We start from the raw sequence: 26,600 nt of genomic DNA, 5'->3' as shown, positions 1-26,600 counted from the left end.
GGCGGAGGCGTCACGCCTCGGCCTTCTCCGGGGCGGAGGGAGCCGGCCGAGGCGCCGCGGACGCGCGGCGGCGGGCGGTCGTCAGATGGTGGAGCAGCGCCAGGGTCGTGACACCGGCGGCCGGCAGCCCCAGCGCGGCGGGCACGACGGCGAACCACTCCTGGACCAGCCCGCCCAGTCCGCCACCGAGAGCGATCCCGAGGTAGATGGCCGAGGAGTTGAGGCCGAGCAGAACCGGCGCCGCGGCCGGGCCGAGCGCGATGAGCCGGTGCTGTTGCGGAACGACGACAACGCCCAGGGCCGCGCCCCAGACCGCGGCCCACACCAGGGTGGACGCCAGCGTGGCGGTCGCCACCGAAGTGAGCGCGAGGGCGACGGCGGCGACGACGAGGGGACCGGTCAGCACGTGCGCGGGGTCGTGCCGGTCGACCAGCCGTCCGGCGACGATGTTCCCGGCCAGGACGCCGATCCCCCAGGCCAGCAGCACGACGGCGAGCAGCGGTCCGGAGCCGCCGGTCGCCTCCTGAAGCGCCGGGCCGATGTAGGTGTAGAGGGTGTAGGCGCCGAGGAAGACCAGCGTGGTGACGGCCAGCAGCGCGAGGACCCGGCCCTGCCCGAGCGGGCGCAGCCGGTCGCCCAGCGAGGCGGCGGGGAGCGTCACCTTGGGCAGGCCGGCGGCGATCCCGAGGGCCGCGACGAGGCCGATCCCGGCGACCGCCCACAGGGTGAGGTGCCAGTCGGTACGGCCGATCAGCGTACCGAGAGGAAGGCCCAGCGCCGTGGCCGACGTGAGGCCGCCCAGCACGAAGGCCAGGGCCCTGCCTCGGCGTTCCGGGGCCGCGATGGCCCCGGCGGCGCTGGAGGCGGCGGAGTTGATCATGCCGGCCCCGACCGCGGTGACGACACGGGCGATCATCACCACGCCGTAACCGGCGCCCAGGGCGGTGGCGGCGTTGCCGGCCACGAAGACGCCCAACGCGATCAGCAGCGCGGTCCGCCTGTCCAGCCCACTGGTGAGCGCGCCCATGACGGGCGCGGACAGGGCCATCACCAGGGCGAACACCGTCACCAACTGCCCCGCGGCGGGGGTCGAGACCCGCAGGTCGGCGGCTATGGCCGGAAGCAGGCCCGCGATGACGTAGCTGTCGGTGCCGACGGCGAAGGTCGCCAGGGCCAGGGGAAGCAGTCGTTTCAACACCGGGTGGTGCCGCCTTTCCAGAGGAACCTCGGAAGCAACGAGGGGAACCTTAGGCAATATATGGATGCTTGTCCATGTATCCATATATTGGTAGCGTGGCGGCCATGCGTGAGGTGTCACAACCGGCGACCGAGGCCATCCGACTGGTGGAGGTGCTGCGCGCCCTGGCCGATCCGGTACGGCTCGACCTCGTCATGCGGCTCGACCGGATGGGCGAGGACTTCTGCAACGCGATCGGCGCCGAGATCGACGTGCACCAGACGACGCTGTCGCACCACTACCGGGTGCTGCGCGAGGCCGGCGTCACCTGGACGAAGGTACAGGGCCGGTCCCGGCTGGTCCGGCTGCGCCGGGAGGATCTCGATGCGCTGTTCCCCGGCCTGCTCGACTCCGTACTGGGCGCACAACGCCGAACCCGCGACACCACGTCCTGAACCGCTTGAGGTGAGCAAGGAACCCCTTGCGCCTTTGCGCGATCACAGATAGTTATTTGCCAACTACTCAAAGTAAGGATGGCAAGTGACCCCCACATCGCGTCCCCGACGCCGCCTCGCCTCCCGCGTCAAGATCATGGCGACGGCGACCCTCACCGGAGCCCTCCTGCTCCCCCTGTTCGCCGCGACCTCCCCGGCGCAGGCCGCCGCCGCGCCGCGCCGAGTCGTCCACCAGGCCGCCGGTCCCTGCGTCCGGCACGGCCAGGCCAACTACCCCGTCGAGTACTACTGGAAGAACGCGCTCGGCTGGCGGCTCGGCAGCGGGACCATCTCGGTCACCACCTCGCCCAGTCTGTGGGGCGGCCAGATCGCACCGGGCAGCACCTTCACCCTCACCCTGCGGCACCAGACGGCGCAGTGGCCGGCCCTGGTCCGCACCTACACCACCATGTGGGACGTGTCGTCCCTGCTGGCCAGCGCCACCGTCGTGGGATCGGTCAGCAACGGCACCCTCAGCGGCAACACCCTGAGCGTCCAGTCGCCGGGCACCAAGACCGACCCGGGTCCGACCGTGATCACCTTCCGCGTCAACCCCGGCACCGTCGGACGCAGCATGACCATCCGGCCGAGCGGCATCAGCAGCGTCATCGCCTTCCCCGGCCAGCTCGGCAACAACACCGCGGCCCCGCCCATCCAGATCGTCAGCGGGAACTCCATCTCGCCCACCAACGCCGCCGACGACACCGCCACCACCACCGACAACACGCCCGTCACCGTGCCCGTCCTGGCCAACGACACCGGGACGGCCCCGACGATCAGCGCCGTCACCCAGCCCGCCTACGGCAAGGTGACCATCTCGGGGGACAAGGTGATCTACACCCCGGACAAGGACCGCGCCGGCACCGACACCTTCACGTACACCATCGAGACCGCCTGCGGCACCAGCACCGCCACGGTCACCGTCACCGTCGAGTGCACCCGCGAGCCCATCAACCTGGTCAACGGCAGCTTCGAGACGCCCGCCGTCGCCCGCTACGACTGGGACATCCCCGACGCCTCCACCAACCCCGCCGTCGGCTGGCACACCACCGCCTCCGACCGGAAGCTGGAGTTCTGGAACAGCGCCAGCGGCGTCCCGGCCGCCGACGGCCGGCAGTTCGCCGAACTGAACGCCAACGAGGCCTCCACCCTCTACCAGGACGTCCCCACCGTCCCCGGCACCGTGATGACCTGGTCGCTCTACCACCGCGGCCGCCTGGGCACCGACGTCATGCAGGTGCTCATCGGCGCCCCGACCGCCACCACCCCCCAGAACCCGGACGGGGCCGCCTCCCCCGACATCTCCGACGACAACAACGCCTGGGGCCACTACACCGGCACCTACGTCGTCCCCGCCGGGCAGACCGTCACCCGATTCGCCTTCGAGTCGGTCTCGGCGGCAGGCGGAAGGCCGACATTCGGCAACTTCCTGGACGGCGTCGTCTTCCAGACCCCGTCCTGCCTCCCGATGAACGGCGACGCCGCCTCAAGGAACGCCACCAAGGCACACCGGCGGTAGGGCTCAGGCCCACCCCTCTGTCCCGAGCCGCGACAGAGGGGTGGGCCCGCGTGGGCGCCACCCCCTGCCGGTGGTGGCCGGATGAGGCCACGTGAGGGCGATGTTTACGGTGATCTTTCCCCGAGGCCGTCCAGTGGGGGCCCAGGGCGGCTGCACCTACAAGGGCGCCCTGGCCGACATGCCCAGATGGAGCCGGGGGAACGCGCCCTCGGACATGCGCGGCGACTTCGACCACGCCGTGATGATCAACTCACCGGACCAGCTGCAGGACGAGACCTTGATCATCAAGGGCGACAAGGCGATGATCTTCCACTGGACCCTCGGTCCCAGGATCGTCGGCACCTGGGCCCAGGTGCCGTCCGGGCTCGACTCCCTGCCTGACGTGTACAAGAAGCCCGTGCGACCCGGCGAACTGACCGTCCAGCCCACGAAGCCACCGCAGAAGACACCGCCGCCCCCCGCCAAGAGCTCCCTCACCACCGCCACGCCCACCGTGGCCAAGGGGGCGCCCCTGACGGTGCGCTACTCCACCCCGGCGAACACTGTCAGCGGCAAGAACTGGGTCGGCGTCTACCCCGACAACAACGGCGCGACCATCACGAAGGAGGAGTCCTTCGTCTGGACGTACACGCCCGACGCCAGCGGCAGCGCCGCCCTGGACACCGGCAAGGTGCCCGGACCGGGCTCCTACGCGGCCTGGTACTTCCACGACGACGGCTACACCATCCTGGCCGGCCCGGTCGTCTTCACCGTGACCTGAGCCGGTTACGGCGCGGGGACCCGGCCGAGCAGTCACCGGGTCCCCGCGTCATGTGCTTTCCGGCGTCCTCACCGCCCCGGCTCCCGTCGATCCGGCGCCGGGCACGCCGGCCTCTGCCCCCATGGACCGGAACGGCCGTTCTTCGTCGACCTCGGTGTCACCGGGGTCGGGCAGGGCCAGGCACAGGGCGTCCAGCGCGGCGGCGAACGCGTGCTCAGCCGGTGTGCCGTACCCGATGACCAGGCCGTCGCGGGCCGGCATGGCGCTGTCCGGATGCCGGTAGGGACCCAGGCCGTCCAGGGCGAGGCCGAGACGGCGGGCGGCGCGCAGGGTGGCCTCCTCCGTACCGGCGGGAAGGTCGAGCACGGCGTGCAGGCCCGCGGCGATGCCGCTGACGGTGATGTGCGGGGCGCGCTCGGCGAGCGTGGCCGTGAGCAGGCTCCGGCGGCGCCGGTAGATCGCGCGCATACGGCGCAGCTGGCGGTCGTAGGCACCGCCGGCGATGAAGTCGGCCAGGGTGAGCTGGTCGGTGACGCCCGACCAGAACTCGCGCGCGCCCTTGGCGGCGAGCACGTCGTCCACCAGCCGGGTGGGCAGCGCCATCCAGCCGAGCCGCAGCGAGGGAGACAGGCTCTTGCTGGTCGAGCCGAAGTAGACGACCCGGTCGGGGTCGAGGCCCTGCACGGCGCCGACCGGTTCGCGGTCGTAGCGGAACTCGCCGTCGTAGTCGTCCTCCAGCACCAGGCCGCCCGTGGCGCGGGCCCAGTCGATGACCGCGGCCCGCCGCCGTGGGTGCAGCGCGCCTCCGGTGGGGTACTGGTGCGCCGGCGTCAGCAGGACCGCTCGCGCGTCCGTGGCGGGAAGGTCCTCGACCCGGGCGCCGTGGGCGTCCACGGTGAGCGGGACGGTGCTCAGCCCCGCCTCGGTCAGCAGAGAGCGGTGGAAGGCGAGGCCGTAGGACTCGACGGCGACCGGGCCGCGCAGCACCTGGCACACCAGCCGCAACCCGTGCGCGTAGCCCGAGCAGATCACGATGTGCCGCGCCGTGGTGCGCACACCTCTGGTGCGCGCCAGATAGTCCACCAGCGCCTGACGCACTTCGAGCCGGCCGCGGGGATCGCCGACGCCGAAGGCGTCGCTGGGCGCGGCGGTCAGCGCCCGACGGGCCGAGGCGGCCCAGGCCGAGCGGGGGAAGGCGGCCGCGTCGGGGGAACTGGGCATCAGGTCGTGGACGACCCGCGGGCGGGACGGACGCGCGGGAGCCCGCCACAGGTCCGGCTCCAGAGGCGCGGCGCGGTGCGCGACCTCGGTGCCCGAGCCCTGACGTGCGGTGAGCCAGCCTTCCTCGACGAGCTCGGCGTAGGCGGCGGCCACCGTGTTGCGGGCGATGCCCAGGTCGAGGGCGAGGGCGCGGTAGGGCGGCAACCGGGTGCCGGGGGCCAGCCGTCCCGAGCCGACGGCCTCGCGCAGGGCCCGCATCAGCCGCACGCGCGCGCCGCCGCTGCCGGTGAGCTCCAGATGCAGGTCGCTGCCGCTCACGAATTGGCCCAGAAAAGCGTCACGGGAATGCACCATACCGTGGGCCGATCACGCTCCTAGCGTGGTGGCCATGACGAACGTCGCCATCGCCGAACGAATGAACCTGTCGCGTGTCGCCCCCAAGGTCTTCAAGGCCGTGCTGGCCCTGGACGCCGTGGCCCGCGAAGGGCTGGACCCGGTGCTGGTCGAGCTGGTGCAGATCCGCGCCTCGCAGATCAACCGGTGCGCGTACTGCATCGACTACCACACCGGCGACGCCCGCCGGGCGGGTGAGAGCGAGGCGCGGATCTACCAGCTCAGCGCCTGGCAGGAGGCCGGCCTCTACACCGCGAAGGAGCGCGCCGCCCTGGCGCTGACGGAGGCGGTGACCCTGCTGCCGCGAGGAGTCGAGGACGAGGTGTACGACGAGGCCGCCCGGCACTTCGACGACAACGAACTGGCCCACCTCATCGCGCTGATCTTCACGGTCAACGCCTGGAACCGCATGAACGTGACCACGCGCAAGACCCCCGGCACCGAGTAGCCCCACCGCTTCCCCGCTTCCCCGCTTCCGGGCGGTGGCCGCCGCCCGCGTGGCCGCCGCCCGCGCCTTGACCACGCCTGGAAAGGCCCCCACCCATGACCACCATCGGCACCAGGCCGTCGGACGCGGCCCAGGGTCCCGGCCCGTCACCCGTCCGGGGGTGGTTCGCGATCCTCGCCGTCACGCTGGGCATCTTCGCCCTGATGACGTCCGAGCTGCTGCCCGTCGGACTGCTCACCCCCATCGGCACCGCCCTCGACCTGTCCGAGGGCACCACCGCGCTCATGGTCACCGTGCCCGGACTCGTCGCCGCCGTCGCGGCGCCGCTGGTCACCGTGGCCACCGCCCGGATCGACCGCCGCCTGGTGCTGGCCCTGCTGATCGGCATCGTGGGTGCGGCCAACCTCGCCTCCGCCTTCGCCACCAGCTTCGCCGTCGTCCTGCTGGCCCGCTTCCTGATCGGCATCAGCGTCGGCGGCTTCTGGTCCCTGGCCGGCGGCATCGCCCTGCGCCTGGTGCCCGAACGCCACGTCGCCCGCGCCACCGCGGTCGTCTTCGGCGGCGTCGAAACCGCGTCCGTGCTCGGCGTGCCCGCCGGCACCCTGGCCGGTGACCTCGCCGGCTGGCGCGCCGCGTTCGCCGCCGTCGGCGTGCTCGGCCTGATCTCGCTGGCCTGCATGGTCATCGTGATGCCGAAGGTGGCGCCGGAGCGCACCATGACGTTCGCGGACCTGCCGCGCGTGCTGCGCACCCACCGTGCCGTACGCACCGGCATCGCCATGACCTTCCTGGCCATCACCGGGCACTTCACCGCCTACACCTTCCTGCGGCCCATCCTCCAGGACGACGGCGTCGCCGACGGCCTGATCAGTGTGCTGCTGCTCGTCTTCGGCGTCGCCGGCATCTGCGGCAACTTCCTCGCCGGCGCCCTGGTCACCACGCGCCTGCGCCAGACCGTGTGCGGCATCGGCCTGCTGCTCACCGCCGCCATGGCCGCCGTCGCGATCGGCAGCCACGACGTCCGGTCCGCGGCCGCGATCCTGGTCGTCTGGGGGCTGGCGTACGGCGCCGTCCCGGTCACCTTCCAGACCTGGATACTCAACGCCGCCCCCACCGCCACCGAGGCCGCGTCCTCCCTGTACGTCTCGACGTTCAACCTGTCCATCGCCCTCGGCGCCTTCGCGGGCGGCCTGGCGGTCGATGCCGCCGGCCCGGCGAGCGTCCTGTGGATAGGCGCCACCCTGACCCTCCTGGTACCACCACTCATCCTGGCCACACACCGCCGCCCATGACGGCCCGCACAGCAAGCCGTCGAGGCATCACCAGATTCCCAAGAGCGCCCAGTCTTCGGCGAGAAGCCGACAGGTCGAGCAGCCGAATGGGACAGCTCCCGTCACCCCTCGGACATGAGAGAAGGGGCTTCGGATGATCACTGGGATCGAACCAGTGACCCCTTCGGCGTGAAGGAACGCAGGCCAGTCTGAACAGGTCGACGTGAGTCGATCGGGGCGCCTCTCACCTTCCGATATAGCCCCGAGAAGAGCGTGGGCACACTGATGGAGTCACAAGGTGGTGGCTCCCAAATTGACTCCCGTGACTTCTCTCACTTTCCGAAAAGGCACCAACGGCCCCTCTCCGTTGGCAGTCCGATGACAGACCGATCCCGCGCGTGCGGGGCCGACCCATTGCCGCCGGTACCGGAGGAGGTGGAGGCGGAACGATCCCCGCGCGGGGATATTCCGCGCCTGCCCAAGGCGAAGATCGACGGCGACTCGTTGGCCCCGCGAATGAGCCTCAAGCAGTGGCGGCCAGTCACCGAGGCAGGGTTCAAGCACAAGAAGTTCGCCATCTACGTCTGGCGGACCGTCCGGGAAGGAGGAGACACCAAGACCCGCAAGTCACGCCGCACGCTGGAGCTGCCGAAGCCGGCGGCCCAAGCGCTCAGACAGCACCACATCCACCAAGCCGCCCAGAAGCTCAAGGCCGGCGAAGCATGGGCGGACCACGATCTGGTGTTCTGCACGAACGTCGGCACCCCGCTCGACGCGTCGAACGTGCGGCGCACCTTCCGCAGGATCACCAGGCAGGCCAGGCTCGGAACGACATGGAGCCCACGAGAGTTGCGTCACTCGTTCGTCTCGATCATGAACGATCAGGGCGTACCGATCGAGACGATCGCGGATCTCGTCGGACACGCGGGCACCAGTGTCACCGAGGCGGTCTACCGCCATCAGCTCCGGCCGGTGATCACCAAGGGTGCCCAGACGATGAACACCATCTTCGGTGAGAAGCCGACGGGTTGAGCATCCGAGTGGGATGGCTCCCCGATTGGCCCCCGTCGACCCTCAGACATGAGAGAAGGGGCTTCGGATGATCTCCGAAACCCCTCCACCTGCACCTTACGAGTGGGCGATACTGGGATCGAACCAGTGACCTCTTCGGTGTGAACGAAGCGCTCTCCCGCTGAGCTAATCGCCCGCCCTGTCGGCGCCTTGCGGTGCTGACGGGGAAAACCATACCGCACTCTGGGGGTGCTGGCGAAACGGAGCGTCCGAGGGCGATCTTCGGGAGCTCCGGGTAGGAGGGATTCGAGCGAAAGGCGGCGGTTGCCCACCGGCATGGTGGGTCGGTGTCATACCATCGACGTGTGCCGTAAGGCACCGATCGCGATCTTTTCAGTAGAAACGTTCTTGGTCGGGCCCGTCGGGGCAGGCTCTACAACAGCAAAACCCTCGCAAATACGACCCGATTGATGCCGTTTAGCCAGGTAGATGCCTAAATGTCCAGCTGTGATGTGCGTTACAGAAGGCCCTTGAGGCGGAATCTTTCCTACAGGTTTCTTCGTTCCGCGTCATAGCTCAGGACGAAGTCCGTCAGAGCAGTGAAAGCCCCGAAGAGGGGACCTACGACGAAAAGGTTTGGCTGACGATGAACAGCACCACCGTCTCCGCCGAGCTTGGCCTTCGGCTAGTGGTCCCCGACCGTACTACCGTCCCCCTGCTCGCCGGACTGAGCTACACAGCCGACGATCCGTATGCCATCCGCATGGCCTTCCACGTAGGGAACGACGAGCCGGTCGAGTGGATCTTTGCTCGTGAACTGCTGACCGTAGGCATCGTGCGGCGGGTCGGCGACGGCGACGTGCAGGTTTGGCCCGCACGCGCCGATGGCGAGCGCACCCTGCACATCAGCCTCACCTCGCCGTTCGGGCAGGCGCTCTTCGAAGTGCCGCTGGCCCCCCTCACGGAGTTCCTCCACCGGACGTACGAGAAGGTGCCCGCGGGGCGCGAGACCGACTTCATGGACCTGGACGCCGAGCTCACCAACATGCTCTGGCCGTCCTGAACCGTTGCACCCGAGGCCCCGGCGTCCACCCCGACGCCGGGGCCTCGGCATGCGCGGCGTCAGGACGGGAGCGTGGTCCGGGCCTGGCGCATGCGTTCGATCTCTATGCTCTGGCCGGAGTAGACGTCCCTGGCGAGCAGGCGCATGCGGTGGTCGCGTCCGCCGGCCAGCTCCTCCCCCGCCATCTTCACCGCGCCCTGGTGGTGCCTGGTCATCAGGCGCAGGAACAGCTGGTCGAACGCGGCTCCCCTGGCGGCTCTGAGGGTGTTCAGCTCCTGCTCGGTGGCCATCCCGTAGCCGGTCGCCGCGCCGTGGGCGTGGTCGGCGGGGGCCGGGCGGCCGAGTTCGGCGAGCCAGACGGTCATGGCCCTGATTTCGGGGGTCTGGGCGGCGGTGATCGAGCGCGCGAAGGCGCGGATGACCGGGGTGGTCGTACGGGCCTCGACCAGGGCGGTCATCTCCAGCGCCTGCCGGTGGTGCGGGATCATCGCCTCGGCGAAGCGCACGTCGGCGGCCAGGGTCGGGGCGGGGCTGGGGCCGATCCGGTCGCCGGGCTTCGCCGTACGGGCCGGGGCTCCGGGGCTGCCGGGCACCAGGACGGGGGCGTCCGTCCCGACGACCTGGACGTCCGGGGCGGGTGGCTCGGAGCAGGCCGAAAGAGCAAATGTCATCACAACTGTGATGAAGACCGTACGCGGCCACCAACGTGCTGGCATAACTTCCATAGTGAGTCACGAGAGACAAAGGGGACGCGTGTTGATCTTCGCCAAGCTGCGCGGAGCGGTGTTGTGCGCGGTGTTGTTGCTGGCTTCGGCGTGCGCGGGGGAACCGCCGTCGGCCGGTGAGCCAGGGGCCGCCTCCTCACGCGAGAGCGGCACGGCGTCCGGTACGGCATCGGGCTCGGGCGACGTGCTGACCAGCCCCAACGTCAAGCACGTGGCGAACGTCCCGCGCACCGGCCCGTTCGCCGGGGATGACAATTTCAACACCGATCTGGCCTTTCAGGACGACTACGCATTCGTCGGGAACTTCGCCGGATTCGTGATCTACGACATCAGCGACCCGGCCAAGCCGAAGACGGTGAGCCAGGTGTCCTGCCCGGCGCAGCAGAACGACGTCAGCGTGCACGGCGATCTGCTGATCCTCTCGGTCGACGAGCCGCGCGGCAGCGCAGACTGCGACTCCAACGAGGAGACCCGCGACTGGGAGGGTCTGCGCCTGTTCGACATCAGCGACAAGAAGAGCCCGCGCTACGTCGGCGCGGTGCTGACGGACTGCGGCTCCCACACGCACACCATGGTGCCCACCGACGACAAGCTCTACGTCTACGTCTCCTCCCCCGGCCCTGAGCCGGACTCGCGGACCTGCTCGCCGCCGCACCAGAACATCCAGATCGTGGAGATCCCTCTCGACGACCCCAAGTCCGCCAAGGTCGTGGCGCAGCCGGACATCTTCCCCCAGCAGCAAGACACCGAGATGTTCGCGGGCTGCCACGACATCACCGCCTACCCGGAGAAGAAGCTCGCCGCGGCGGCCTGCTTCGGCGACGGCGTGCTGCTCGACATCTCCGACCCGGTCAAACCCCGGGTGATCCAGCAGATCCGCGACACCGAGAACTTCCAGATCTGGCACTCGGCGACGTTCAACAACGACGCGACGAAGGTCGTCTTCGGGGACGAGCTGGGCGGCGGCAGCCAGGCCACCTGCGACTCCGGCACCCCGCGCACCAAGGGCGCCGACGCCGTGTACGACCTGGTGAACGGCAAGCTGGAGCGCCGCGGCTACTTCAAGATCCCGCGCGAGCAGGAGCAGGACGAGAACTGCGTGGCCCACAACGGCTCGCTGATCCCGGTGAAGGGCAAGGACGTCATGGTCCAGTCCTGGTACCAGGGCGGGGTGTCGATCTGGGACTTCACCGACTCGGCCAACCCGAAGGAGATCGGCTTCTTCGAGCGGCGTCCGTACCCGGGGGGCGGCATCGCCGGCTCGTGGTCGGCCTACTACTACAACGGCTACATCTACTCCAGCGACATGCGCGAGGGCCTGGACGTGCTGCGCATCGACGACCCGATCACGGATCCGGCCAAGCAGGTGAAGATGGACGAGTTCAACGTCCAGACGCAGAAGTCGTACTGACGAGACCAAGGGACAGGGCCCCGGAGGCGGGGCCCTGTCGCCGGCGGGTCAGGGGTTGAGGTCGGCGGCGGCGCGCTCGGCGAAGATCCGCATGGCCTTGGCGGTGATCGGGCCGGGCGCGGTGGGCAGCTCGGTCCGGTCGACGAGCCTGATCGGCTGGATGTCGCGGGTGGTGGAGGTGAGGAACGCCTCCTCGGCCTCGTACAGGGCCTGCAGCGGGACGTCGGTCTCCTCGCCCCCGCACCATTCGAGCACCAGCGCGCGGGTGACGCCGGCCAGGCAGCCGGAGTCGAGCGTGGGGGTGATCAGACGGCCGTCGCGCACGATGAAGATGTTGGAGCCGGTGCCCTCGCACAGGTTTCCCGCGAGGTTGCCGAAGATCGCCTCGCCGGCGCCCTGGTTCTTGGCGTGCAGCAGGGCCTTGGCGTTGTCGCCGTAGGAGGTGCTCTTGACGCCGGACAGCGCGCCGCGCTCGTTGCGCGGCCAGGGGACGACGGCCACGTTGGCGGTCTCCGGGAACGGCTTCTGCTCGTCGACGATGACGATCGAGGTGGTGCCCTGGTTGCCGCGGTCGGAGCCGAGCGGGCCCGGGCCGCTGGTATAGGTGATGCGGATGCGGCCGAGCGACCAGGCGGGGGCGACCGCCAGGAGCTTGCCGACGCCTTCGGCGATGGCCTCGACGTCGGGGTCGGGCAGGTCCATGCGCTGGGCCGAGAGCGTGAGCCGGTCGAGGTGGCGGGTGAGCGCGAACGACTCGCCGTCGACGATCTTGATCGTCTCGAAGACGCCGTCGCCGACCATGAGCCCGTGGTCGAACACGGAGACGGTGGCCTGCGTGGGGTCGATCAGCTCCCCGTTGACCCAGACAGGGATGTTCATCGGTTTCCTCCTGAGGATGCTAGTGCGATGAGCCTGGCTGCCTTCAGCTCCGTCTCGGACCATTCACGCGCGGGGTCGCTGCCCCACGTGATGCCCGCACCGGTGCCGAAGCGGATCTCGCCTGCTGAGATCCAGAATGTTCTGATGCCCACGGCCAGCGCCGCCCTGCCCCGGTCGGCGTCGACCCAGCCCACGGCACCACAGTAGGGCCCCCGGGGGACCGGTTCGAGCTCATTGATGATGCGCAGAGCGGACGACTTGGGCGCGCCCGTGACAGATCCGGGCGGGAATGTGGCGGCGAACAGCTCCGGCCAGCCCGCTCCGGGCGCGAGCCTGGCCCGCACGGTGGAGACGAGGTGGACGAGACCGGGATGCTCCTCGACCGCGCACAGAGAGGGCACCTCGACCGAGCCGACCGCCGCGACCCTGCCCAGGTCGTTGCGGACCAGGTCGACGATCATGACGTTCTCGGCGTAGTCCTTCTCCAGCAGGTCGGCGGCGGTGACGCCGGTTCCCTTGATGGGGCCGGACTCCACGACGTCGCCCTCGCGCGACAGGTACAGCTCGGGCGAGGCCGACACCACGCTCAGCCCCGGGACGTCGATGACGGCGGCGTACGGGGCCGGGTTGCCCTCGGCCAGCCGGGCGGCCAGCGCCAGCGGGTCGGCGCCGGGCGGGACGGGGGCCGACAGGACGCGGCAGAGGTTGGCCTGGTAGACCTCACCCCGCTCGATATGGTCGCGGATCGCGCGTACGCCGCGTTCGTAGGCGGCGCGGTCGAGCGAGGTACGCCACTGACCGACATGTGGACCGTGCCAAGCGGCCTTGGGTTCGGGCAGCGCGGACGGGCGCACGCGGTCGAAGCGGGCGCACGTCACCGTGCCCTCGTAGTCGGCGACGACGGCCCACCAGCCCTCGCTGTCGAGCGCGGCCAGGTCGGTCGTCACGTCGCGGAGTCCGGTGGCGAGATGACCGTTTAAGTGGGCGAAACCGTCGTACACATCTCCCATTGTCCCAGCATTTCGACCAGTTCCAGCGCGGCGGGGAGGGGAATCTCGGGAAGGGCCGCGTACACCGTACGGATGGGGGTGGCGCCGCGCAGCGGTTTGAGCACGAGGTTCGGCGGCACCGCCCGCGCGGCCAGTTCGGGTACGAGCGTCACCCCGAACCCGGCGGCGACGAACCCGAACTTCCCCGACCATTCGGCCACCCGCAGCCCGCCTCGCGGTGTGAACCCGGCGGCGGCGCACGCGGCCACCAGCGGCGTCGGCTGCCCGCGCGGCGCCGCCTCGATCCAGCTCTCCTCGGCCAGGTCGCGCAGGTCCACGTCGGCGTCGGGGGCCAGCCGGTGGCCGGCGGGCAGCGCGACGAACAGCCGGTCCTCGCGCAGCCGCACGAGCCGGGCGCCCTCGGCGGGCAGCCCGGCCGGGTAGTCGCTGATCACGGCCACGTCGAGCGCCCCGGCGTGCAGGCGTTCCACGAGCCGCGCGGTCAGCCCCTCGGTCATCCGCAGCTCGACGCCGGGATGGGCGGCCATGAAACGTCGCAGTGTGTCCGGCATGAGGTCGACGTTGGCGGTGGCGAACGCGCCCACGCGCAGTGTGCCGCCGCGTCCGCCGTGGATCGCGGCCAGTTCCTCGCCCGCGCGGGCCAGCCGGTCGAGCACGGCGACGGCGTGCCGGTGCAGGGCCGTGCCGGCGGGGGTCAGGCGCACGCCGCGCGGCAGGCGTTCGAACAGCGGGCCGCCGCCGGTCCGTTCCAGCGCGGCGATGCGCCGGGAGACCGCCGACTGGGTGTAGCCGAGCAGCTCGGCGGCGGCGGTGAAGGATCCGCTCCTGGCCACCTCGTCGAAGAGGCGGAGGGCTTGGAGGTCGAAGGCATTCGTGTCATGCATGGCTGCCATGCAATCTAGTCGGTGGTGGAATACCTCGCATCCCTGTTGACTGTTCCCGTGATTGCATTTCTCGGACAGGGACGCATGGGCGTCCCCATGGCTCGGCGACTCGTGGAGGCCGGGCACAAGGTGACGACGTGGCGGCGTGGGACCGGCGTGCCGGCCGCCGAGGCGGTGGACGGCGCCGAGCTGGTGATCACCATGCTCAGCGATCCGGCGGCGGTGCGTGAGGTGCTGACGGCCGCGCTGCCCGGCCTGCGGCCCGGCGCGACGGTGGTGGAGATGTCCACGATCGGCCCGGAGGCGGTGCGTGAACTGCGCGCGCTGCTGCCGGCGTCGGTCGGCCTGGTGGACGCGCCGGTGCTGGGCAGTGTGGGCCCGGCGGCGGACGGCTCGCTGGTGGTACTGGCCGGTGGCGACGTCTCGGGCTGCCGCGAGGTGCTGTCGGTCTTCGGCAAGGTGCGCGAGACCGGGCCACTGGGGTCCGGCGCGGCGATGAAGATCGCCGTCATGAGCGCGATCGTGCCCGCGCAGGTGCTGGTCGCCGAGACGCTGGCGTACGGGGCGGCGCACGGCGTGGACCGGGACGCGCTGCTCGACGTGCTGGCGGGCACCCCGCTCGGCCAGGTCGCCGAACGGCTGCGCACACCCGCGACCGAGACCCGGTACGCGCTCGGCCTGGCCGCCAAGGACCTGGAGCTGGCGGCGTGGGAGGGCGCGTCGCTGGCGACGGCCGCCCGGCAGCGCCTTCAGGAGGCGCGGGCGGCCGGGCTGGGCGACCGCGACCTGACGGCGGTCGCCGAGCACGTCGGCGGCGCCCCGGCCACCCGGGCGGTGCCGCTGAACCTGTCCACGATCCCGGCCACGAACGGCGCCTACTCGCACGCGGTGCGGGTCGGCGACATGCTCTACGTCTCCGGCCAGGCCGCCTTCGACGAGCAGGGGACGGTGGTCGCCCCCGGCTCGCTGAAGGACCAGGCCGAGCACATCTTCGCGGTCACCACGCGCATCCTGGCCGACCAGGGCGCGTCCTGGCAGGACGTCGCCTTCATCCGCACGTACCTGACGGACATGGACGACATCCTCCAGCTCAGGGACGTGCGCAACCGGTACGTCACCGGCACTCCCCCGGCCAGCACGACCGTCGAGGTCTCGAAGCTGTTCCGGCCGGGGCTCGTGATGGAGATGGACCTGATCGTCGCCCTCCCCCGCTGAGCGGGACGGGCTATTCGAGCGGCCCGGTGACCGACTCCGCCGCGGCCACGACGCCGCCCTCGGCCACCAGCCGCACGGCGGACTCGATCTCCGGCGCGAGGAAGCGGTCGGGGCCCGGCGCGGGCACGTTCTCGCGCAGCGCCCTGACCACGGCCGCGGTCGCCGGCGCGGGCTCCAGGGGGGCGCGCAGGTCGAGCGCGCGGGCCGCGGTGAGCACCTCGACGGCCAGCACCCTCGTCAGCCCGTCGACCGACCTGCGCAGCTTGCGCGCCGCCGACCAGCCCATGGAGACGTGGTCCTCCTGCATGGCCGAGCTGGGGATCGAGTCGACGCTGGCGGGCACGGCCAGCCGCTTCAGCTCCGAGACGATCGCGGCCTGGGTGTACTGGGCGATCATGTGGCCGGAGTCCACGCCGGGGTCGTCGGCCAGGAACGCGGGCAGCCCGTGGTTGCGCGCCACGTCCAGGAAGCGGTCGGTGCGGCGTTCGGACATCGAGGCCAGGTCGGCGGCCACGACGGCGAGGAAGTCGAGCACGTAGCCCACGGGCGCGCCGTGGAAGTTGCCGTTGGACTCCACCCGGCCGTCGTCGAGCACGGCCGGGTTGTCCACGGCGCTGGCCAGCTCCCAGCCGGCCACGGTGGCGGCGTGCGCGATCGTGTCCCGGGCGGCGCCGGCGACCTGCGGCGCGCAGCGCAGCGAGTACGCGTCCTGGACGCGGGTGCACGCCTGCGGGTCGCGGTGGCTGGCCATGACGCCGGAGCCGGCCAGGACCTTGGTCATGTTGGCGGCCGACCTGGCCAGGCCCGGATGCGGGCGCAGCGCCTGGAGCTCCGGCATGAAGACGCGGTCGGTGCCGAGCAGCGCCTCCACGCTCATCGCCGCGCTGATGTCGGCGGTCCTGACCAGTTTGGTGAGGTCGGAGATGGCCAGGATGAGCATGCCGAGCATGCCGTCGGTGCCGTTGATGAGGGCCAGGCCCTCCTTGGCGGCCAGCTCGACCGGCTCGATGCCGGCCTGCTTGAGCGCGTCCCCGGCCGGCCGCAGCTCACCGGCGGCGTCGCGGACGACGCCCTCGCCCATCAGCGTCAGCGCCACGTGGGCCAGCGGCGCGAGGTCGCCGGAGCAGCCGAGGCTGCCGTACTCGTGCACGACCGGCGTGATGCCGGTGGTCAGCAGCGCGGCCAGGGTCTTGGCGGTGCCCGGCCGGATGCCGGTGTGGCCGGTGGCCAGGGTGTGCAGGCGCAGCAGCATGAGCGCGCGCACGACCTCGGTCTCCACCTCCGGGCCGCTGCCCGCCGCGTGCGAGCGCACCAGCGAGCGCTGGAGCTGGGCGCGCAGCGCGGGGTCGATGTGCCGGGTGGCCAGCGCGCCGAACCCGGTGGAGACGCCGTAGGCGGGCACCGGGCTTTCGGCGAGTTCGTCCACTCGCTGGCGGGCGGCCGCCATGGCGGCCACCGCGTCGTCGGTGAGCTGCACGGGGGCGCCGTGGCGGGCCACCCTGATGACGTCGTCGAAGCTCAAGGGCTCGGGGCCGACGTTCACGACTCCGTTGTCGCGCATGATCGTCTCTCTCACTTAGGTAACCGGCGTACCCGATGTTAGCTCCTTACTCGGGAAGATCGCCGCCAGCCCTTCCCTCCCTTCGTCGGTGAGGACCACCGCGCGGGGCACCGATCCACGCCGGTACCAGCCGCGTTCCAGCAGGACGTCGGTGATCGCGGCCCCCAGGGCGCCGCCGAGATGCGACCGGCGTTCGGTCCAGTCGAGGCATTCCGGGGCGAAGCGCCGCCTGGCCCTGCGGGCGCCCTCGACGTCCACGCCCAGGCCCATGAGCAGCCGCTCGCCGTCCGGGGTGAGGTCCTGGCGGTCGTAGTGGCCGCCGTCCTTGAGGTGGTCGAGCAGGGCGACGCCGGCGCGTCCGGCCAGGTGGTCGTAGCAGGTGCGGGCCTCCTCCAGCAGCCGCGCCTGCCGGGACTGCCGCAGGGAGCGCACCGGCGGGCGGGCGCTCACCCTGGCCAGCGTCTCCAGCACCTCGGCGATCTCGTGCCCGGCCAGCCGGTAGTAACGGTGGCGGCCCTGCCGGACGACGTCGACCAGGCCGCCGTCGAGCAGCCTGGCCAGATGGGCGCTGGCGGTGGCGGCGCTCACCCCGGCGACCCTGGCCAACTCGCCGGCGGCCAGCGCCCGGCCGCCGAGCAGCGCCGTCAGGATGGCGGCACGGGTGGGGTCGGCGATCAGCGCGGCCACGGGCGCGATGTCGGCGTCGCGAGCGATGTACTCCATGCTCACGACGCTAATACACCGACATTTCGCTCAGGAACGAAGTGTCAGCCGCGGTTCCCCAGGGCCTTCCTGATGATGTCGCGGGCCCGGTCCATCAGCGCGAGGGGCGTGCCCACCAGCACGTTCCTGGTCGCCGACTCCACGCCGGGACGCGGCCGCAGCGGCCCGACCGCCTCGGCCGCCCGCACCGCCGCGGCCATGGCCCGGCGTTCCACGACGGAGGTGTGGTGGCGGAGCTGGGCGAACTCGTAGCGCTCCTCGCTGCGGGCGTGCGCGGTGACCGCCGTACGCAGCTCGGCCAGTTTCTCCCAGAACGCCGGATCGTCCACGCCCGCCCGGTCGATCTCGACGAGCAGGTGTTTGGCGCGGTTCTCCTCGGCCAGCCGGTCGGCCACCACGCCGGGACCGCCGTCCACCTTCCTGCGCGCGTACGGGTGGACGATCTCCTCCTCGGCGGTCTCGTGCACGGCCAGCAGGCGGATCAGCCGCTCGAACGCCTCCTCCACCCGTTCCGGCGGCGCCTGCTCCACCTCGTCGAACAGGTCCCTGATCTGGCCGTGCTGGGCCATCAGCACGTCGATGACATCGTGTTCAGCCACGTCCAGCGGCCTACCCGGGCGCCGGTCCGGCACGCTCCTCCTTACCGAACGCGGGTCGTTCGGCGACGCAACGCGGAGGTTGCCCCACTATGGCGCGGGTAGGCGCAGCGACATGGCCTTCGACCCACTCCAGGAGCGGGGCATCCCGCTGGACGAGCAGTTGCGCAACTGGCGGGAGCTCGACGTCCCGCCCATCGATCCCGACCACGTCGATCCCTACACCCGCTGCCGGATCATCACGATGAACGGCATCGAGACCGAGGCGATCCTGTTCAGCCACCAGCTCGCCCGCCACTGCACCGACCTGGAGCTCAAGCGGCAGCTCGCCCGGGTGCGTTACATCGAGGCGCAGCAGCAGAAGGTGGTCAACTGGCTGCTGCCCGGCGTCTCGTCGGTGCTGGAGACCACGATCGCGTACGAGCAGGTCGCCGTGGACCTGACGGCGTGGGTGGCCCGGATGGAGCCGGACCCGTACCTGACGCAGGCGTACCAGTTCGGGGTGCTGGAGGACTTCGACCACCTCTACCGGTACGCCAACCTCTACGAGATGATCGAGCACCGCAAGGCCGAGAAGATCGTGGACGGGGTCACCGAGGTCATGCCGGGGCGGCCGACGTACCTGCACCACCGCGACCCGGTCGACAACGTGCGCGAGCCCTACGACCGGCACCGCACCGAGCCGCTGTCCAAGCTGCACGCCCTGACCGTGATGGCCGCCGAGCAGCAGACCATGAACTACTACATGAACGTCGGGCCGATGGCCATGGAGCCGATCGCGCGCCGCCTCTACCAGGAGATCGGCATGGTGGAGGAGGAGCACGTCACCCACTACGAGTCGCTGGTCGACCCGGGCGAGAGCTGGTGGGAGATGCTGCTCAACCACGAGTACAACGAGTGCTACCTGTACCACTCGTTCATGGAGACCGAGTCCGACCCGAAGGTGAAGGCCGTCTGGGAGCTGCACCTGAACATGGAGATCGAGCACCTGCGGCTGGCCTGCGAGCTGTTCAAGCGGTTCGACGGGCGCGATCCCGACCAGGTGCTGGCTCCTGAGCTGCCGCCGCCGGTGACGTTCGAGCCGAACAAGGCGTACCTGCGGGAGCTGCTGGCCACCCAGATCGACTGCACCACCCTGGGCACCGGCTACGTGCAGGAGGCCCACGAGCGCTTCTCGCGGATGCAGGAGGCGGTCATGGGCGGGGAGAAGCCGGCCTCGGAGCAGGTCATCGATGACAACCGGGCGGTGTCGGGGCGGGAGTACCGGCTGGAGACGGAGGGGCCGCATCCGGCGGGCATGCAACTGGGCCGCTGACGGGAGGTGGTGCCGCGGCACCACCTCACGCGGCCCCATGCCTTCACCTCCACGCTGGACCCGACGCCCTGCGGCCGTGCGCGCCCCCTCGGAACGGCCCGCTCCGGGGCGCGCGGGCGGCGTTGGGCGGGAGTTAGAGTGCGCGGCATGAGTGTCGTCCTCGTCACCGGAGCCTCGCGCGGCCTGGGAGCCGTGATCGCGCGCAGGCTGGCAGCCGACGGTCTGGCCGTCGCCGTCAACTACCGTTCCGACCGCGCGGGCGCGGAGAAGGTGGTGGCCGAGATCCGGGCCGAGGGCGGCGCGGCGGAGGCGTTCGCCGGGGACGTCACCGACGAGGGCCAGACCGCCGACCTGGTCGCCCGCGTCGCGACCCGCCTCGGGCCGGTGGAGGTGCTGGTGGTGAACGCGACCAGGCCGCAGCCGTCGGTGGCGGTCGAGGAGCTGACCTGGCAGGACCACCTCGACCAGCTCCTGTTCTTCGTCAAGAGCCCCACGCTGCTGGTGCAGGCCGTACTGCCAGGCATGCGCGAACGGGGACGCGGCCGGGTGATCCAGATCGGCTCCGACATCGTCGACCGCAAGCTGCCCGGCATGTCCGCCTACATCGCCGCAAAGGCCGCCCAGCACGCCATGACCCAGACCTGGGCGCGCGAGCTGGGTCCGTACGGGATCACGGTGAACGTCGTTGCCCCCGGCTGGATCCCGGTGGAGCGGCACGCGGGCGCCGACGAAGCCGACTCCCTGGCCGACTACCTGGCCGAGGTGCCGCTCGGCCGCATGGGCACGCCGGCCGACGTGGCCGCCACGGTGTCCTTCCTCGCCTCGGACGGCGGCGCGTTCGTCACCGGCCAGCGCGTGACCGTCAACGGCGGCCACACCTAGGACGACCTGCGCGGAAGCGCTCCGGTTTGGGGACTCGGCGAGGATTCGCTAGAGTTCTCTCGTCGCCCGGCACGAGCAGGGCGCACGCGGAAGTGGCTCAGTGGTAGAGCATCACCTTGCCAAGGTGAGGGTCGCGGGTTCGAATCCCGTCTTCCGCTCGGAGCTTCCGGCTCGGTGGCGTGGCCGAGAGGCGAGGCAGCGGCCTGCAAAGCCGTCCACACGGGTTCAAATCCCGTCGCCACCTCTGCAAGGACGATTAGCTCAGCGGGAGAGCGCTTCCCTGACACGGAAGAGGTCACTGGTTCAATCCCAGTATCGTCCACCATCTCTCATCAGCCAGGCCGGCGGATCGCCGGCCTGGCTGATGCGTTTCCGGCTGTTCCCGGACTGCGGGCCTGGTGTTGGCAGCAAGCGTTTGGTTCGATCAGGGGCATGGACGCTCAGGAAATCGCCGACCGCCTGGAGATCGCCGACCTGCTGGCCCGTTACTCGCGGGCCGTCGACTCCGGTGAGTGGGACCTGCTCGACGAGGTGTTCAGCCCCGACGCGGTCATCGACTACCGGTCCGCGGGCGGGATCAGGGGCGGTCTGGCGGAGGTCAAGAGCTGGCTCGCCGAGGTGTTGCCGCACTGGCCGGGACGCCTGCACCTGATCGGGGCCGCGCGGATCGTCCTCACCGGTGACCAGGCGCAGGTGAGCGCGCCGTTCACCGACACCCTCGCCCCGACCCGGGAGATGGCCGCGTCCGATGCCAGGGGGTTCGTGCACGGCGGTGGGTGGTACCACCACCGGATGCGGCGCACGGCCGGTGGCTGGCGGAGTGAGGAACTGGTGGAGGAGCAGAGCTGGCGCACGGCCCAGTGAGCTTGCCGGGGCCCGTACGGAGCCGCCCGGCCCTCGGTCTGCGCCTTGGCCGGTGGCGGAGCGGCTGCGTGGCCGGCTGTGGGTCGGCGTCTTGTCGGTGCATGCAGCCGCTTTGCGGCGGGGGCGTTCGGTGTGCCCGCTTCGGTGTGTTCAGTGGGGCTGGTTGGCGTGGGTTGTGGTGAAGGCCAGGAGTGGGACGGCGGTCCGTTCGGGGTCCTCAAGGATGGGGGTGTGGCCGAGGCCGGGCAGCAGTTCGACCTCCGCGCCAGGCACGGTGCGGTAGTCGGCGGCGGACGAGGAACGCCATCGGCGGTCGTCCTCGCCGAAGATCACCAGTAGCGGTTCGCCGAGGGGCGCCAGCCGGTCCGGGAGCGGCCGTTGTTGCAGGTAGTCGCGGGTGCCCTGCATGGTCGCGGCGAGCGTGTGGAGGGTCATGCAGCGCACCTCGTCCAGGAGCTCGTCCGGCAGTTGGTAGCCCGGACGGCTGAAGCCGGTGCTCGCGAACCGGCGGAGCTGTTCGTCGGTCGGCGGCCACTGTGAGGGGGTGAACGCGGCCGAGGCCGGGGCGATGAAGGCGTCCAGGCTGGGGCCGGTGTTGATGAGGACGAGCGCGGACACCAGGTCGGGACGTTCCTCGGCGAGGGCGGTGGCGACCGCGCCGCCGCTGGAGTGGCCTGCGATTACGGCCCGCCGTACACCGAGCCGGTCCAGTGCCTCGCCGACCCGGCGGGCCTGATCCGGGGTGGTGTAGTCACGGTCGTCCGGTTTGGCGGAGCGGCCGTGGCCGAGCAGGTCGATGCGGATGACGTGGTGGGAGCCCGTGAGCAGGGGGACCAACTGGTCCCAGGAGCGGGCCGAGGACGCGGAACCGTGGACGAGGAGGAGGGCGGGGGCGTCGCGGGGGCCGTCCCGGTAGACGTGGAGGTCGCCGTCGTCCAGGGAGAGGGTCGTGCTCTTGGTGCTGTCGCTGGTGAAACTGGTCATGGGGCCACTGTCTCGGCCGGGGTGCGGCGAAGGATTGGACGAATGTTCCCTCGTACTGGTCGGTGGCGCGGGGCGGCTGGGGGCAGCAGGGCCACACACTCCGGAACGCGGAGAGGGAGGCGCGTGGCTGACGTGGAGAAGGGCGAGGTCTATGGGGTCGGGAGGGGGCATTGGGTGGTGTCTGTGGCGTAGGAGAGGAGGAGGTCGCGGGCGGTTTCCGTGTCGAACGGCCGCACCGCGTCCAGCAGGTGCAACCCCAGCCCGTCCTCCAGCGCCACCAGGTTCCGGGCGATCGTCCTGGCGTCCCGCGTCAACGTGAAGACGCCCGTCGCCGAGCCCGCCTCCAGGATCGCGGCGTACAGGCCCACCTGCCGTTCGTACAGCCTGATGTGCTGGGCCGCGTACGCCGGGTCGCGCCGGGCGTGCGCCCCCAGCTCGTACAGCAGCACGCACAGTTCGTCGTCCGGACCGGCGGGCAGGCCGCTGCCGATGGTGATGACCAGGCGCCGCCGGGGGTCGGGTTCGCGCGCGGCGGCGGCCTCGCGGGCGGCGCAGAACCGGTCGACCGCCTCGCGCTGCACCTCCTGCAGCAGGTCGGCCATGCTCGGGAAGTAGTAGAGCACCGAGCCGGCCGACATGCCGGCGACCTCGGCGACGTCGCGCAGCCGCAGGTCGAGGATGCCGCGTTCGAGCACCGCCCGGCGGGCGGCGGTGACGAGTTCGGCCCGCTTCTCCCGGGCCCGGCTGGGTCGCGCCATGGCCGAGATTCTTCATAGGCCCTTCAAAAAACGCAAGCCCTCCTTGACGCAGGCCCCGGTTAGTTCTTTGATACTCGCTCAAGGAACCCCCCAAGGAGGCGTCGTGGCAACAACGGCCGCCCATCCACACCTGCACCGGGGACTCAAGCTCCTCGGCACCCTCCTCCTCACCCTGTCCGCCATCACCCCCGCGTCCTCGGTCTTCATCATCGCCCCCGGCGTGATCTCCCAGGCCGGCAGCGGCGCGATCCTCAGCTACCTGGCCGGCGCCGTCGTGGGCGTGTTCATGGCCTTCGTCTACGCCGAGCTGGGCTCGGCGTTCCCGCTCACCGGCGGCGAGTACGCCATCACCGCCCGGACGCTCGGCCGGCTGCCCGGGTTCGTGGTGCTCGGGCTGATCCTCATCACGCAGTTGCTCATCATCGCCGTCATCGCGCTGGGCGTGGGCGCGTACCTGTCGGTCGTCCTCCCCGGCCTGGACGGGCCGCTGGTGGCGGCCGTGACGTGCCTGCTCACCACGGTCGTGGCGGTCTTCGACATCAAGCTGAACGCCTGGGTGACCGGCATCTTCCTGGCCATCGAGATGATCGCGCTGGTGGTCGTGTCCGCACTCGGCCTGTTCCGGCCGCAGCGGTCGCCGATCGAGCTGATCGCCCACCCCGTGGTCGCCGGGGACGGCGGCGCGCTGGTGCCCGCCTCGCTCGGGCTGATCGGCGCCGCGACCGCCGTGGCGATCTTCTCCTACAACGGGTACGGCTCGGCGGTCTACTTCGGCGAGGAGGTCCACGACGCGCCGAAGAGCATCGCCAGGACCGTGCTGTGGGCGCTGGGCGTCACCGTGGCGGCCGAGCTGGTGCCGGTGACGGCGGTGCTGGTGGGCGCGCCGACGCTGGAGGGCCTGTTCGGCGCGGAGAACATGATGCAGTACTTCGTCACCGCCCGCGCCGGTTCGCTGGCCAACACGGTGATCTCCCTGGCCGTCGCGCTGGCCATACTCAACGCCGTGCTGGCCATCATCCTCATCACCTCGCGCATGCTGTTCAGCACCGGACGGGACCGCGCCTGGCCCGCGCCGGTCAGCCGCATGCTGTCGTCCATCCACGCCCGGTACGGCTCGCCGTGGGTGGCCACCGCGCTGACCGGCGTGGTCAGCGCGGCCTGCTGCTTCATCGACGAGCGCTTCCTGCTGGTGGTGACCGGCACCTCGATCGTGGCCGTGTACGCCGCGTTGTGCCTGGGCGCGCTCGCGGGGCGGCGCAACGGCACGACCGGCCACGCGGCGTACCGGATGCCGTGGTTCCCGCTCGCGCCGGTGGCGGCGCTGGCCGCGCTGGCGTACGTGATCTACCTCAACGCGCTGGACCCGGTGATCGGCCGGCCCAGCCTGTACGTCACGGCCGGGATCGCGGTGCTGTCGGCGGCGTACTATCTGGGGGTGCTGCGGCGGCGCGGCGGGTGGGATCTGGCTGAACCATGAGAGTGATCATCTTCGGGGCGACCGGCATGGTCGGGCGCGGCGTGCTCAGGGAGTGCCTGCTCGACGAGCGCGTGACGGCCGTGCTGACGGTCGGCCGGTCGCCCACGGGGACGGTCCACGGCAAGCTGCGCGAGATCGTCCACGCCGACCTGTCGGACCTGTCCCCCATCGAGGACGAGCTGTCCGGCTACGACGCGTGCTTCTTCTGCCTGGGTGTGTCCTCGGCGGGCATGAGCGAGCGGGACTACCGGCGCGTCACCTACGACTACACGCTGGCGGCCGGCACCACGCTGGCCCGGCTGAGCCCGTCCTCGACCTTCGTCTACGTCTCGGGCGCCGGCACCGACGCGCACGGCCGCGCGATGTGGGCCAGGGTGAAGGGCGCGACCGAGAACGCGCTGCTCGCGCTGCCGTTCCACGCCTACATGTTCCGTCCGGGATACATCCAGCCGATGCACGGCATCACCTCGCGCACCCGCTGGTACCGGCTGGCCTACGTCGTGGTCGCGCCGCTCTACCCGCTGCTGCGCCGGCTGTTCCCGGCGGAGGTGACGACGACCGAGCGCATCGGCCAGGCGATGATCACCGTGGCCGAGCGCGGCGCTCCCGAGCACATCCTCGGCCCGGCGGCCATCAACGCCCTGTGAAGGCGATCCCCGGCCGTCGACGCCTTGTGACGGCGGTCCCGGGCACCAGCGGCACGGCCAGCAGCGGGGCGAGCGCGGCCAGCCCCCACACCGCCTCCCACGAGGCGAGGGCGAGCACCACGGGGACGAGCAGCGGGGTCAGGAAGCCCGAGGCGAAGCAGGCGGTGCCCTCCAGGCCGAGCGCGGTGCCCGCCCTGGCCGCTCCCGCCATGGCGGCGATCTCGGTGTAGGCGATGCCGTGCCAGGAGTTGGCCAGCAGGCCGCCGAGCGCCAGGGCGGCGACGGTGACCGGCGTGGGCGCGGAGGTGAGCACCGCGGCGGCGGCCATCACGACCCCGGAGAGCGTCCCGATGGCGCGGATCCAGGTGCGCCGCCCGCCGCGGCGGTCGGTGCGCCTGCCGGTCCAGATGCGCGCGGCGCCGCCGCCGAGCTGGGCGATCAGCACGGTGAGACTGGCCAGGGCGGCGCCGGCCCCCTTGACGTCGTGCAGGAAGACCGCGGTGAAGGACAGCACGGCGAACTGCGGCACGGTGAGCAGCCCGCTGGCCAGCGCCAGGCGCCACACGTCCCAGCGGCGCAGCGGTGAGGGGCCGGGCTCGGGGGCGGCCGCGGCGGTCGCGTGGGCCGGCTCGTGCAGCCAGCGCCAGGTGGCCGCCGCCGCCAGCAGGCAGAACACGGCCGGTACGGCGTAGACGGCGCGGAACCCGTACCGCTCGGCGAGCCAGGGCAGCAGGGCGACCCCGACCGCGCCGCCGGCGGGGATGGCCGTCTGGCGGACGCTCATCGCCAGCCCGCGCTCGCCGTCGGCGAACCAGGTCATGACGGCCCGTCCGGAAGCGCCGTTCACGCTGCCGCCGAGCGCACCGGCGGCCAGCAGGCACGCGGCCAGCAGGGCCACCCCCACGTTCTCGGACGGCGTGACGGCGGCGGCCATCATCACCAGCAGCGCGCCCGTGGCGGTCAGGCCGGCGAGCAGCACGCGGCGGTCGCCCCACCGGTCGGTCAGCATGCCCCACGCGATGTCGGAGGCGGCCACGCCGAGCCCCAGGCAGGACAGCACCAGGCCGAGCGACCCCAGCGACAGGTGGTAGCCGGAGCGCATGAAGACCGCGGTCACCGGGATGCCGGAGAACATGGCCGAGAAGCCGGCCTGGGCGCCGACGCCCACGGACAGCACGACCCATCGGTGCCGCGCGCCGAAGCGGCGCGTCCCGCCGCGAGTGGTGATGAGTGTCGTCACGTACGCCCCCAAATAACCGCATTCAGTGGTTAGCAACCTTCGCAGCGCCGAAAGTAACTTGTCAATGCGGTT

At 71.2% G+C, this 26,600-nt stretch carries 26 protein-coding genes and 4 tRNA genes; 17 read left to right on the top strand and 13 right to left on the bottom strand.

The genetic code is table 11. The features are described from left to right. Positions 1–10 precede the first annotated feature (10 nt). The gene (locus ABZ815_RS28595; RefSeq protein ID WP_357703156.1) at positions 11–1,198 is read right to left on the bottom strand and encodes an MFS transporter; all 1,188 of its coding nucleotides are present in this window, start codon (positions 1,196–1,198) and stop codon (positions 11–13) included. A gap of 104 nt (positions 1,199–1,302) precedes the next feature. On the opposite strand from ABZ815_RS28595, the gene ABZ815_RS28590 reads away from it, so the two are divergent. The 3 genes from ABZ815_RS28590 to ABZ815_RS28580 all read left to right on the top strand — a co-directional run bounded on the left by ABZ815_RS28590 (position 1,303) and on the right by ABZ815_RS28580 (position 3,950). Continuing rightward, complete coding sequence (locus ABZ815_RS28590) at positions 1,303–1,632, top strand: helix-turn-helix domain-containing protein (protein ID WP_357703154.1); 330 nt, start codon at positions 1,303–1,305, stop codon at positions 1,630–1,632. 85 nt (positions 1,633–1,717) lie between these two features. Continuing rightward, positions 1,718–3,190 (top strand): Ig-like domain-containing protein, encoded by a 1,473-nt coding sequence (locus ABZ815_RS28585; protein ID WP_357703152.1) that lies wholly within the window; start codon positions 1,718–1,720, stop codon positions 3,188–3,190. A 109-nt stretch (positions 3,191–3,299) separates the two neighbouring features. Next, a complete protein-coding gene (locus tag ABZ815_RS28580; protein WP_357703150.1) occupies positions 3,300–3,950 on the top strand; it encodes a hypothetical protein in 651 nt (216 codons plus the stop codon). A 48-nt stretch (positions 3,951–3,998) separates the two neighbouring features. Here the strand turns inward: ABZ815_RS28580 and ABZ815_RS28575 are convergent, their stop codons facing one another. Next, the gene (locus ABZ815_RS28575) at positions 3,999–5,489 is read right to left on the bottom strand and encodes a PLP-dependent aminotransferase family protein (RefSeq protein WP_357703148.1); all 1,491 of its coding nucleotides are present in this window, start codon (positions 5,487–5,489) and stop codon (positions 3,999–4,001) included. Positions 5,490–5,559: 70 nt separating this feature from the next. Between ABZ815_RS28575 and ABZ815_RS28570 the strand changes: the two genes are divergently transcribed. The 3 genes from ABZ815_RS28570 (at position 5,560) to ABZ815_RS28560 (ending at position 8,315) form a co-directional block, all read left to right on the top strand. Next, on the top strand, positions 5,560–6,012 hold the full coding sequence (locus tag ABZ815_RS28570; RefSeq protein WP_357703146.1) for a carboxymuconolactone decarboxylase family protein: 453 nt from the start codon (positions 5,560–5,562) through the stop codon (positions 6,010–6,012). Between the two features lie 95 nt (positions 6,013–6,107). Beyond that, positions 6,108–7,304, top strand: a complete 1,197-nt coding sequence (locus ABZ815_RS28565) for an MFS transporter (RefSeq protein ID WP_357703144.1) — start codon at positions 6,108–6,110, stop codon at positions 7,302–7,304. Between the two features lie 414 nt (positions 7,305–7,718). Next, positions 7,719–8,315, top strand: coding sequence for a tyrosine-type recombinase/integrase (locus ABZ815_RS28560; protein ID WP_357703142.1), 597 nt, complete (start codon positions 7,719–7,721; stop codon positions 8,313–8,315). Between the two features lie 103 nt (positions 8,316–8,418). Here ABZ815_RS28560 and ABZ815_RS28555 read toward each other — a convergent pair. Further along, positions 8,419–8,490: transfer RNA gene (locus ABZ815_RS28555), tRNA-Val, on the bottom strand. A 450-nt stretch (positions 8,491–8,940) separates the two neighbouring features. Here ABZ815_RS28555 and ABZ815_RS28550 point away from each other — a divergent pair. Continuing rightward, complete coding sequence (locus ABZ815_RS28550) at positions 8,941–9,357, top strand: SsgA family sporulation/cell division regulator (protein ID WP_020547189.1); 417 nt, start codon at positions 8,941–8,943, stop codon at positions 9,355–9,357. Positions 9,358–9,416: 59 nt separating this feature from the next. Here ABZ815_RS28550 and ABZ815_RS28545 read toward each other — a convergent pair whose 3' ends face one another. Next, on the bottom strand, positions 9,417–10,028 hold the full coding sequence (locus ABZ815_RS28545) for a DUF305 domain-containing protein (RefSeq protein ID WP_357703140.1): 612 nt from the start codon (positions 10,026–10,028) through the stop codon (positions 9,417–9,419). Positions 10,029–10,110: 82 nt separating this feature from the next. On the opposite strand from ABZ815_RS28545, the gene ABZ815_RS28540 reads away from it, so the two are divergent. Continuing rightward, complete coding sequence (locus tag ABZ815_RS28540) at positions 10,111–11,493, top strand: hypothetical protein (RefSeq protein WP_357703138.1); 1,383 nt, start codon at positions 10,111–10,113, stop codon at positions 11,491–11,493. A gap of 48 nt (positions 11,494–11,541) precedes the next feature. Here ABZ815_RS28540 and ABZ815_RS28535 read toward each other — a convergent pair whose 3' ends face one another. From ABZ815_RS28535 to ABZ815_RS28525, 3 genes are read right to left on the bottom strand one after another with little or no spacing between them, the layout of a single operon-like run. Then, the gene (locus ABZ815_RS28535; RefSeq protein WP_357703136.1) at positions 11,542–12,372 is read right to left on the bottom strand and encodes an aminotransferase class IV; all 831 of its coding nucleotides are present in this window, start codon (positions 12,370–12,372) and stop codon (positions 11,542–11,544) included. Further along, positions 12,369–13,319, bottom strand: a complete 951-nt coding sequence (locus ABZ815_RS28530; protein ID WP_357703134.1) for a chorismate-binding protein — start codon at positions 13,317–13,319, stop codon at positions 12,369–12,371. Before ABZ815_RS28530 ends, ABZ815_RS28535 begins: the two co-directional genes overlap by 4 nt. A 29-nt stretch (positions 13,320–13,348) precedes the next feature. Beyond that, positions 13,349–14,266, bottom strand: coding sequence for a LysR family transcriptional regulator (locus ABZ815_RS28525; protein ID WP_357703132.1), 918 nt, complete (start codon positions 14,264–14,266; stop codon positions 13,349–13,351). 21 nt (positions 14,267–14,287) lie between these two features. Here ABZ815_RS28525 and ABZ815_RS28520 point away from each other — a divergent pair, with 21 nt between their 5' ends. Beyond that, positions 14,288–15,481, top strand: a complete 1,194-nt coding sequence (locus tag ABZ815_RS28520) for a Rid family hydrolase (RefSeq protein WP_357703130.1) — start codon at positions 14,288–14,290, stop codon at positions 15,479–15,481. Between the two features lie 10 nt (positions 15,482–15,491). Here ABZ815_RS28520 and hutH read toward each other — a convergent pair whose 3' ends face one another. The 3 genes from hutH to ABZ815_RS28505 are packed head-to-tail and all read right to left on the bottom strand — an operon-like array spanning position 15,492 to position 18,364. Continuing rightward, positions 15,492–17,042 (bottom strand): histidine ammonia-lyase, encoded by a 1,551-nt coding sequence (gene hutH, locus ABZ815_RS28515; RefSeq protein WP_357703128.1) that lies wholly within the window; start codon positions 17,040–17,042, stop codon positions 15,492–15,494. A gap of 15 nt (positions 17,043–17,057) precedes the next feature. Then, positions 17,058–17,765, bottom strand: a complete 708-nt coding sequence (locus ABZ815_RS28510) for a helix-turn-helix transcriptional regulator (protein ID WP_357703126.1) — start codon at positions 17,763–17,765, stop codon at positions 17,058–17,060. A gap of 44 nt (positions 17,766–17,809) precedes the next feature. Then, entirely contained in the window at positions 17,810–18,364 is a 555-nt protein-coding gene (locus tag ABZ815_RS28505; protein ID WP_357703124.1) for a hemerythrin domain-containing protein, read from the bottom strand. Between the two features lie 112 nt (positions 18,365–18,476). Here ABZ815_RS28505 and ABZ815_RS28500 point away from each other — a divergent pair, with 112 nt between their 5' ends. The 6 genes from ABZ815_RS28500 (at position 18,477) to ABZ815_RS28475 (ending at position 21,422) form a co-directional block, all read left to right on the top strand. After that, positions 18,477–19,676: a hypothetical protein gene (locus ABZ815_RS28500; RefSeq protein ID WP_357703122.1), complete on the top strand. Its 1,200-nt coding sequence runs from the start codon at positions 18,477–18,479 to the stop codon at positions 19,674–19,676. A 147-nt stretch (positions 19,677–19,823) separates the two neighbouring features. Beyond that, complete coding sequence (locus tag ABZ815_RS28495; RefSeq protein ID WP_357703120.1) at positions 19,824–20,558, top strand: SDR family oxidoreductase; 735 nt, start codon at positions 19,824–19,826, stop codon at positions 20,556–20,558. Between the two features lie 86 nt (positions 20,559–20,644). Beyond that, positions 20,645–20,716, top strand: a tRNA-Gly gene (locus tag ABZ815_RS28490). A gap of 15 nt (positions 20,717–20,731) precedes the next feature. Beyond that, positions 20,732–20,802 (top strand) — tRNA-Cys (locus ABZ815_RS28485). Positions 20,803–20,808: 6 nt separating this feature from the next. After that, positions 20,809–20,883, top strand: a tRNA-Val gene (locus ABZ815_RS28480). A gap of 107 nt (positions 20,884–20,990) precedes the next feature. After that, positions 20,991–21,422: a nuclear transport factor 2 family protein gene (locus ABZ815_RS28475; protein WP_357703118.1), complete on the top strand. Its 432-nt coding sequence runs from the start codon at positions 20,991–20,993 to the stop codon at positions 21,420–21,422. A gap of 150 nt (positions 21,423–21,572) precedes the next feature. Here ABZ815_RS28475 and ABZ815_RS28470 read toward each other — a convergent pair whose 3' ends face one another. Further along, the gene (locus ABZ815_RS28470; RefSeq protein ID WP_357703116.1) at positions 21,573–22,406 is read right to left on the bottom strand and encodes an alpha/beta hydrolase; all 834 of its coding nucleotides are present in this window, start codon (positions 22,404–22,406) and stop codon (positions 21,573–21,575) included. A gap of 149 nt (positions 22,407–22,555) precedes the next feature. Further along, positions 22,556–23,164, bottom strand: coding sequence for a TetR/AcrR family transcriptional regulator (locus tag ABZ815_RS28465; RefSeq protein ID WP_357703114.1), 609 nt, complete (start codon positions 23,162–23,164; stop codon positions 22,556–22,558). Between the two features lie 103 nt (positions 23,165–23,267). On the opposite strand from ABZ815_RS28465, the gene ABZ815_RS28460 reads away from it, so the two are divergent. Both ABZ815_RS28460 and ABZ815_RS28455 read left to right on the top strand, forming a co-directional pair. Further along, positions 23,268–24,641: an APC family permease gene (locus ABZ815_RS28460; protein WP_357703112.1), complete on the top strand. Its 1,374-nt coding sequence runs from the start codon at positions 23,268–23,270 to the stop codon at positions 24,639–24,641. Then, positions 24,638–25,288, top strand: a complete 651-nt coding sequence (locus tag ABZ815_RS28455) for an NAD(P)H-binding protein (RefSeq protein ID WP_357703110.1) — start codon at positions 24,638–24,640, stop codon at positions 25,286–25,288. Before ABZ815_RS28460 ends, ABZ815_RS28455 begins: the two co-directional genes overlap by 4 nt. Here ABZ815_RS28455 and ABZ815_RS28450 read toward each other — a convergent pair. Further along, positions 25,275–26,528, bottom strand: a complete 1,254-nt coding sequence (locus ABZ815_RS28450; RefSeq protein ID WP_357703108.1) for an MFS transporter — start codon at positions 26,526–26,528, stop codon at positions 25,275–25,277. The two genes, ABZ815_RS28455 and ABZ815_RS28450, sit on opposite strands and share 14 nt — an antisense overlap. Positions 26,529–26,600: the final 72 nt, after the last annotated feature.

Source organism: Nonomuraea sp. NPDC047529, assembly GCF_040642995.1.
Classification (GTDB): Bacteria; Actinomycetota; Actinomycetes; order Streptosporangiales; family Streptosporangiaceae; genus Nonomuraea.
This window is presented reverse-complemented; position numbering and strand designations above follow the sequence as displayed.

What these genes read in the sequence shown, in the direction of transcription:
- ABZ815_RS28590 (WP_357703154.1), top strand. Translation starts at nt 1,303, where the DNA reads ATGCGTGAGGTGTCACAACCGGCGACCGAGGCCATCCGACTGGTGGAG.
- ABZ815_RS28570 (WP_357703146.1), top strand. Translation starts at nt 5,560, where the DNA reads ATGACGAACGTCGCCATCGCCGAACGAATGAACCTGTCGCGTGTCGCC.
- ABZ815_RS28565 (WP_357703144.1), top strand. Translation starts at nt 6,108, where the DNA reads ATGACCACCATCGGCACCAGGCCGTCGGACGCGGCCCAGGGTCCCGGC.
- ABZ815_RS28550 (WP_020547189.1), top strand. Translation starts at nt 8,941, where the DNA reads ATGAACAGCACCACCGTCTCCGCCGAGCTTGGCCTTCGGCTAGTGGTC.
- ABZ815_RS28545 (WP_357703140.1), bottom strand. Translation starts at nt 10,028, where the DNA reads ATGACATTTGCTCTTTCGGCCTGCTCCGAGCCACCCGCCCCGGACGTC.
- ABZ815_RS28535 (WP_357703136.1), bottom strand. Translation starts at nt 12,372, where the DNA reads ATGAACATCCCTGTCTGGGTCAACGGGGAGCTGATCGACCCCACGCAG.
- ABZ815_RS28525 (WP_357703132.1), bottom strand. Translation starts at nt 14,266, where the DNA reads ATGCATGACACGAATGCCTTCGACCTCCAAGCCCTCCGCCTCTTCGAC.
- hutH (WP_357703128.1), bottom strand. Translation starts at nt 17,042, where the DNA reads ATGCGCGACAACGGAGTCGTGAACGTCGGCCCCGAGCCCTTGAGCTTC.
- ABZ815_RS28510 (WP_357703126.1), bottom strand. Translation starts at nt 17,765, where the DNA reads ATGGAGTACATCGCTCGCGACGCCGACATCGCGCCCGTGGCCGCGCTG.
- ABZ815_RS28500 (WP_357703122.1), top strand. Translation starts at nt 18,477, where the DNA reads ATGGCCTTCGACCCACTCCAGGAGCGGGGCATCCCGCTGGACGAGCAG.
- ABZ815_RS28495 (WP_357703120.1), top strand. Translation starts at nt 19,824, where the DNA reads ATGAGTGTCGTCCTCGTCACCGGAGCCTCGCGCGGCCTGGGAGCCGTG.
- ABZ815_RS28475 (WP_357703118.1), top strand. Translation starts at nt 20,991, where the DNA reads ATGGACGCTCAGGAAATCGCCGACCGCCTGGAGATCGCCGACCTGCTG.
- ABZ815_RS28470 (WP_357703116.1), bottom strand. Translation starts at nt 22,406, where the DNA reads ATGACCAGTTTCACCAGCGACAGCACCAAGAGCACGACCCTCTCCCTG.
- ABZ815_RS28465 (WP_357703114.1), bottom strand. Translation starts at nt 23,164, where the DNA reads ATGGCGCGACCCAGCCGGGCCCGGGAGAAGCGGGCCGAACTCGTCACC.
- ABZ815_RS28455 (WP_357703110.1), top strand. Translation starts at nt 24,638, where the DNA reads ATGAGAGTGATCATCTTCGGGGCGACCGGCATGGTCGGGCGCGGCGTG.